This is a genomic window from Streptococcus sp. SPS1 (assembly GCF_030439915.1).
In the GTDB taxonomy this organism is placed as follows: domain Bacteria; phylum Bacillota; class Bacilli; order Lactobacillales; family Streptococcaceae; genus Streptococcus.
This window is the reverse complement of the sequence record NZ_JAQFJG010000026.1, coordinates 1-5,686: the sequence shown is the minus strand read 5'-3', so window position 1 is coordinate 5,686 and position 5,686 is coordinate 1. Positions and strand designations below refer to the sequence as shown.

Here is a 5,686-nt window from a genome sequence, read left to right as displayed (position 1 = left end):
GGACCAGAGTGGACTTACCGCTGGTGTACCAGTTGTCTTGCCAAAGGCATCGCTGGGTAGCTATGTAGGGAAGGGATAAACGCTGAAAGCATCTAAGTGTGAAACCCACCTCAAGATGAGATTTCCCGTGATTATATATCAGTAAGAGCCCTGAGAGATGATCAGGTAGATAGGTTAGAAGTGGAAGTGTGGCGACACATGTAGCGGACTAATACTAATAGCTCGAGGACTTATCCAAAGTAACTGAGAATATGAAAGCAAACGGTTTTCTTGGTTTGAATAGATATTCAATTTTGAGTAGGTATTACTCAGAGTTAAGTGACGATAGCCTAGGAGATACACCTGTACCCATGCCGAACACAGAAGTTAAGCCCTAGAACGCCGGAAGTAGTTGGGGGTTGCCCCCTGTGAGATATGGAAGTCGCTTAGCTCTAGGGAGTTTAGCTCAGCTGGGAGAGCATCTGCCTTACAAGCAGAGGGTCAGCGGTTCGATCCCGTTAACTCCCATTTTAGCGGGTGTAGTTTAGTGGTAAAACTACAGCCTTCCAAGCTGTTGTCGCGAGTTCGATTCTCGTCACCCGCTTTGAACTTTGTTCTTTGTACCAAGTTTTTAACTTGGGCGCGTAGCTCAGGTGGTTAGAGCGCACGCCTGATAAGCGTGAGGTCGGTGGTTCGAGTCCACTCGTGCCCATAGTGTTTAGTCCATTACTAGAGAATTGAAATATTATCTTTTCACTTCACTAAGAGGACACGGGTTTGTTCCCGTATAAACTATTTTGGAGGATTACCCAAGTCCGGCTGAAGGGAACGGTCTTGAAAACCGTCAGGCGTGTAAAAGCGTGCGTGGGTTCGAATCCCACATCCTCCTTTTATATTAACGCGGGATGGAGCAGCTCGGTAGCTCGTCGGGCTCATAACCCGAAGGTCGTAGGTTCAAATCCTGCTCCCGCAATAAGGCTCGGTAGCTCAGTTGGTAGAGCAATGGATTGAAGCTCCATGTGTCGGCGGTTCGATTCCGTCTCGCGCCATTTATATATTTTGGAAGGGTAGCGAAGAGGCTAAACGCGGCGGACTGTAAATCCGCTCCTTCGGGTTCGGGGGTTCGAATCCCTCCCCTTCCATTTTACGGGCATAGTTTAAAGGTAGAACTAAGGTCTCCAAAACCTTCAGTGTGGGTTCAATTCCTACTGCCCGTGTTAATAGAATTATGGCGGGTGTGGTGAAGTGGTTAACACACCAGATTGTGGCTCTGGCATGCGTGGGTTCGATCCCCATCACTCGCCTATTTTATATTATTGGGGTATAGCCAAGCGGTAAGGCAAGGGACTTTGACTCCCTCATGCGTTGGTTCGAATCCAGCTACCCCAGTTACTATTTGCCGGCGTGGCGGAATTGGCAGACGCGCTGGACTCAAAATCCAGTGTCCGCAAGGACGTGCCGGTTCGACCCCGGCCGCCGGTATAGTATAGTATTAAAGACAAGGTCCTAAAACCTTGTCTTTTTTTCTTGGTAGTGGCAACTCTTGTTTAGTTACTAAAAATTACTAATTTTTCTCTTGACGGTTTGAGTTTAATCTGATAGAATTATAGTGTACAAAATACTTAATCCAAATGTACAAAAATATTCTAGGAGGAAAACTCAATGTTACTTAGTCCAATTCTTGTTAAGGTTATCTGTGACGCAGTTGTTAATGAGTGGAAACCAAAATATGATTTTTTAGACGACCACTTTAAGCTTCCACTTTCAAAGACCGACTTTTTTAAAATAAAGTATCCCACTTTAATGAATAATACTATTAATGAATATCTTAGAGTTTTAACTAAAGGCTCTAGTTATAGATATGCTACTTTTAAAAGAAGAGCTGAGATACTAATAAGTAATGGAAAAATTTCAAACTTGTTTTTTGACACAGTTGATAAATCTACAGTGTTGAATGGGTTGTTAAAAGTAAATCCTAATAATGTTAAATCAATAAATGATTTTTACATAGAAAATGATAAATTTGATTTTACATTATGGAGTGATTATTTGCTTGAACAAAATCAAATTTTAGGTATAGAATTTGCTGATGAAATTTTCTTGTTTTCGGCAATGTCTTATATCAGAAATATTATCAGTTTCTATGGATTGCTACCATACAAAGTTAAGCTTTCAATAGATGACGATTGTATTTTCTTTTATTGTGTTGATTTTACTAATAAGAAGAACACTTTTTTTGTTAGTTTATCTAATCCGTTGGCTTCACATTTTATTTAACTTAAAGAGATTTGGGAATAAAGTGTTTAAAATCAGAAAAACGCATAGTATCAAGTATTGAACAACCTGATATTATGCGTTTTATTGTGAGAAGATTTACTTCCTTCTCTCCTGTAATTGAGTTTTTACCATCCTCTTCATCAATGCCTGCATGAACAAAGATTTAACTATTAGTTTCATAATAATAGCGTTTATCTCTATATCGTTTTTTAACAAGTTTATGAATGGGATGAACTTGATATTATTTTTTATTTCATTTCTAACACCTGTTTCAAAGTTGTTAAGATTTGATTTTAATATATATTCCAATTCCTCTGGAGAGAAGAAACTCTTTATTGTTTCTAGAAATGCTGAAGCAGTAGGCTGATTTAAATTAAACCAATCATAAAACCTTTCTTCATGATTTCCAATAAGTGTAATAATTTGTTTTGGGTAAATTTTTTCAAGTTCAATTATTTTAGAAATGATTTGAAAAGATTGAGAACCGTAATCAATATAGTCTCCAAGTAAGATAAGTCAACTTTGTTTATCAGATAAATCTATTTTATTGAGAGATTTAATAAACTCATTGTAGTGCCCATGTATATCAGATATTGCGTATATTTTAGCCATAGCGTCTCATCATTTCTTCATGTGAGATAGTTTTTTTACCACATTCAACCCATTTTTTATAAGCTGCATCAGCGACCTTAATATCATACATATCTTCAATTTTCTCTATAACAGCTTGTCTAATAAAGTCAGTCTTGGTTGTATTATTTTCTTCAACAATAGCATTTAATAAAGAATTTAACTCTTGACTAAATTGAACAGAAATTAGTGTAGTAACATCATTATTCATATAACAGCCACCTAATAGTTATTTTAGATACATTATACTCCTAGTCTAAAAGTTTCTCAATAAAAAATTTCACTTTTTATAGTTATTTATTTTAATAAAATTGTAGTATCGCAAGGATGTGCCAGTTCGAGACCGACCGCCAGTATAGTAATAAAGACAAAGTTTATAAGCCTTGTCTTTTGTTTTCTCTTTATAAATTTTTATAGTTTAGTTACTAACTTTTTTTCTTTGTTTTTAAAAATCTAATAGCAGAACTGTATTTCTTATTTCTCTCTAAGTCTTTTTCAGTAATTAATGGTAGTCTGCTTAAATCTGAATTATGCCGTAAATCCGCCAACTTTACAACTCTAGCGAGTTCATTTGTCTTTACTAGATTGAGATAAGATTGATAATCTTGTCCTTTTTTCTTTGTAAGTATATCGACGGCTTCTATAATGTTTTTTGAAAAACCTTCCTTTTTTAGGTCTAGTAGGGTTAGTGAAGTATCTTCAATTACATCATGTAGATAGGCGACAGCTTTCTCTTCATCAGTTGCAACAAAACTAGCTCCTGTTTCAGGGTGTTTAATGTAGTCAATTCCTGCTCTATCAATTTGTCCAAAGTGTGCTTTTTTAGCTACTTCATGTGCTTTTATTGCTTGTGATGTATCCATGATTTAATTATAAACTTTCCATTTATAAAACTCAATTACTTTATAGTAAATCATCTAGTTTATCAGCTAAATCCTTTTGCTTACTTGGGTACAAGTGAGAGTAGGTATCAATCGTGGTTGTTATAGAAGCATGTCCTAGTCGCTCTTTTACAACTAGATAATCTTCCCCTTGGTTAATCAGCAGGGAAGCGTGTGAGTGCCTAAAATCGTGTATGCGTATCTGTTTTAGTGTGCTATCACGTTCAAGTATTTTCTTATATTGTTTTTCAACTGCATTTTTTGTAATTGTGATAGGATTATTTTGAAACACTTGTAATGTTAGGCTATTGTTGGTAAATTGCTCTAATAGATGTTTTTGTTGCTTTTCCCAATCTTGTAATTCTTGGCTTAATTTTTTATTGATGACAATTCTTCTTGTTCCTGCTTTAGTTTTTGTTGTGCTGATATGAGTTACTCCTTTATTAACATAGACAGATTTCGTGATATGAATTGTATTACTTGAAAAGTCGATGTCTTGCCATGTTAGGGCAAGAGCTTCCCCAAGTCTTAATCCTGTAAAGAATAGAACAGTAAAGAGTAGTTTGATATTGTATTCTTCGGGTTCAAATAGTGTCAAAAACTTCTGAAATTCTTTGACTGTCCAAAATTGCATTTTTGTTTTTTCAATTGGCAACTTTTTTATCAATTTTGCTGGATTGGAGGAGTAATAGCCTTTTCGCAAACCAACATCAAAAATTTTTTTGAGTAAAATCATGATTTTGTTAATAGTATTTGTGCTTAACGGTCTATCTGAATTTTTAGCCGCTTTTTTCCTAAGATGTTCTCTAAACTGGTAGATGTCATCATAGGTCAATTTTCCGACATTATCGACCATAGAAAAATAATCTTTGATGTGTTTGTTGTAATTATTATCTTGTGTATTGATATAGCTTGCTTTTCGATGATTTATGCTATCTTCTTCCTTAAGTAGTTCATATAGTATGGGGATAGTTATTTTAGCTCCATAGAAGCGTTCTTTTAACTCTACACTTCGTAAGTAGTGTTCCGCTTCAATAGCTTCTTTTTTCGTCTTATAGCCCTTTCTGACAAGTCTACGTTGCTTTAGTGTTATTGGGTCAAAACCGTTGCTAATATCAACTACCCAATTACCGTCTTTACCTTTTCTAATTGCCATATTTTACTCCTTGAGGGTACTGCTTTGAACATCAAAACCGAGTAATTCGGTAGCAATAGTAGCAGGTATAGTACCAATTCGCTTGTTCTGATAGACTGTAAAGCCTCGGGTTATCAGTAGCTCTTTCCCTTGGCGGATAATACGTTTAGATGTTCCCTCAGAGAAACCGAGGGCAATTAGGTCATTCTTAGTAACAGTTGCTATCATGTGACTTACTCCTTTATTCATCTAGTCTTATTTTCTTGTACTTTACATGATTATCGAAATACTGACCGTCTTTATAGATCTTACTAGTGTATTCCGTTTCATATAGCACGACTGAACTATCATAGTTAAAATCTTCATAAGTGTAAAATTTATCTTCATCAGGCTTTTTCAAGTTGCGTGATGAAAAATAGGCTTGCTTTCCGAAGTTTTCCAACAATTCTTGTCCAATACCTTTTTCAAAATACTTTGTGACATATCGACCGCGATTTTCTTTGCTGTCGACGTCAACTTTATTTATCCATACTGCACCATGCCCCCAAAGTTCTAATAATTGCTTATGTGGAATATAGGGAACACTGAAAAGTAGAATATGAGCATGCCATGCTCCACGTTTTTGCTTTTCTAATACTGCAATATATTTTAATTGGCTTTTATTTGAAAAAAGACAGTAAAAAAGCGCAAAAAATCACTTCCTGTGCTATACTGTAATTGAAATTTTTTTAGTTTGGGCGTTAGAACTGTTTCCTCAGTCCTATCGCCTTTTCTTTTTGATAAG

At 35.7% G+C, this 5,686-nt stretch carries 5 protein-coding genes, 11 tRNA genes, 2 rRNA genes and 2 pseudogenes; 14 read left to right on the top strand and 6 right to left on the bottom strand.

Features of this window, described 5'->3' with window-relative positions:
* From PCY12_RS10230 to PCY12_RS10165, 14 genes are all read left to right on the top strand, one after another.
* Positions 1–238 (top strand): 23S ribosomal RNA (locus tag PCY12_RS10230); the annotation flags it as partial.
* Positions 239–314: 76 nt separating this feature from the next.
* Positions 315–430 (top strand): 5S ribosomal RNA (gene rrf, locus PCY12_RS10225).
* A 4-nt stretch (positions 431–434) separates the two neighbouring features.
* Positions 435–507 (top strand) — tRNA-Val (locus tag PCY12_RS10220).
* A 5-nt stretch (positions 508–512) separates the two neighbouring features.
* Positions 513–583: transfer RNA gene (locus PCY12_RS10215), tRNA-Gly, on the top strand.
* 34 nt (positions 584–617) lie between these two features.
* Positions 618–691 (top strand) — tRNA-Ile (locus PCY12_RS10210).
* Positions 692–778: 87 nt separating this feature from the next.
* Positions 779–868 (top strand) — tRNA-Ser (locus PCY12_RS10205).
* A gap of 10 nt (positions 869–878) precedes the next feature.
* Positions 879–952: transfer RNA gene (locus PCY12_RS10200), tRNA-Met, on the top strand.
* 3 nt (positions 953–955) lie between these two features.
* A tRNA-Phe gene (locus tag PCY12_RS10195) sits at positions 956–1,028 on the top strand.
* A gap of 12 nt (positions 1,029–1,040) precedes the next feature.
* A tRNA-Tyr gene (locus tag PCY12_RS10190) sits at positions 1,041–1,121 on the top strand.
* A gap of 4 nt (positions 1,122–1,125) precedes the next feature.
* Positions 1,126–1,196: transfer RNA gene (locus tag PCY12_RS10185), tRNA-Trp, on the top strand.
* Between the two features lie 14 nt (positions 1,197–1,210).
* Positions 1,211–1,283, top strand: a tRNA-His gene (locus PCY12_RS10180).
* Positions 1,284–1,296: 13 nt separating this feature from the next.
* Positions 1,297–1,368 (top strand) — tRNA-Gln (locus tag PCY12_RS10175).
* Between the two features lie 9 nt (positions 1,369–1,377).
* Positions 1,378–1,461: transfer RNA gene (locus PCY12_RS10170), tRNA-Leu, on the top strand.
* Positions 1,462–1,641: 180 nt separating this feature from the next.
* Positions 1,642–2,256 carry a hypothetical protein gene (locus tag PCY12_RS10165; protein ID WP_301352816.1) on the top strand — a complete coding sequence of 205 codons (615 nt, stop codon included), beginning with the start codon at positions 1,642–1,644 and terminating at the stop codon, positions 2,254–2,256.
* Positions 2,257–2,422: 166 nt separating this feature from the next.
* Here the strand turns inward: PCY12_RS10165 and PCY12_RS10160 are convergent.
* From PCY12_RS10160 to PCY12_RS10135, 6 genes and pseudogenes are all read right to left on the bottom strand, one after another.
* A pseudogene (locus PCY12_RS10160) lies at positions 2,423–2,769 on the bottom strand (metallophosphoesterase); the annotation flags it as partial.
* A 91-nt stretch (positions 2,770–2,860) separates the two neighbouring features.
* The gene (gene relB / locus PCY12_RS10155; RefSeq protein WP_301352814.1) at positions 2,861–3,097 is read right to left on the bottom strand and encodes a type II toxin-antitoxin system RelB family antitoxin; all 237 of its coding nucleotides are present in this window, start codon (positions 3,095–3,097) and stop codon (positions 2,861–2,863) included.
* Between the two features lie 214 nt (positions 3,098–3,311).
* Entirely contained in the window at positions 3,312–3,749 is a 438-nt protein-coding gene (locus PCY12_RS10150; RefSeq protein ID WP_301352812.1) for a GTP pyrophosphokinase, read from the bottom strand.
* Between the two features lie 40 nt (positions 3,750–3,789).
* On the bottom strand, positions 3,790–4,923 hold the full coding sequence (locus tag PCY12_RS10145; protein ID WP_301352810.1) for a site-specific integrase: 1,134 nt from the start codon (positions 4,921–4,923) through the stop codon (positions 3,790–3,792).
* Positions 4,924–4,926: 3 nt separating this feature from the next.
* A complete protein-coding gene (locus PCY12_RS10140) occupies positions 4,927–5,130 on the bottom strand; it encodes a DUF3173 domain-containing protein (RefSeq protein ID WP_301352808.1) in 204 nt (67 codons plus the stop codon).
* Positions 5,131–5,143: 13 nt separating this feature from the next.
* Positions 5,144–5,575, bottom strand: a pseudogene (locus tag PCY12_RS10135) (Rep protein); the annotation flags it as partial.
* Positions 5,576–5,686: the final 111 nt, after the last annotated feature.

Bases quoted from the DNA above. Each gene is read 5' to 3' on its own strand.
- PCY12_RS10165 (WP_301352816.1), top strand. From the start codon at position 1,642: ATGTTACTTAGTCCAATTCTTGTTAAGGTTATCTGTGACGCAGTTGTT.
- relB (WP_301352814.1), bottom strand. From the start codon at position 3,097: ATGAATAATGATGTTACTACACTAATTTCTGTTCAATTTAGTCAAGAG.
- PCY12_RS10150 (WP_301352812.1), bottom strand. From the start codon at position 3,749: ATGGATACATCACAAGCAATAAAAGCACATGAAGTAGCTAAAAAAGCA.
- PCY12_RS10145 (WP_301352810.1), bottom strand. From the start codon at position 4,923: ATGGCAATTAGAAAAGGTAAAGACGGTAATTGGGTAGTTGATATTAGC.
- PCY12_RS10140 (WP_301352808.1), bottom strand. From the start codon at position 5,130: ATGATAGCAACTGTTACTAAGAATGACCTAATTGCCCTCGGTTTCTCT.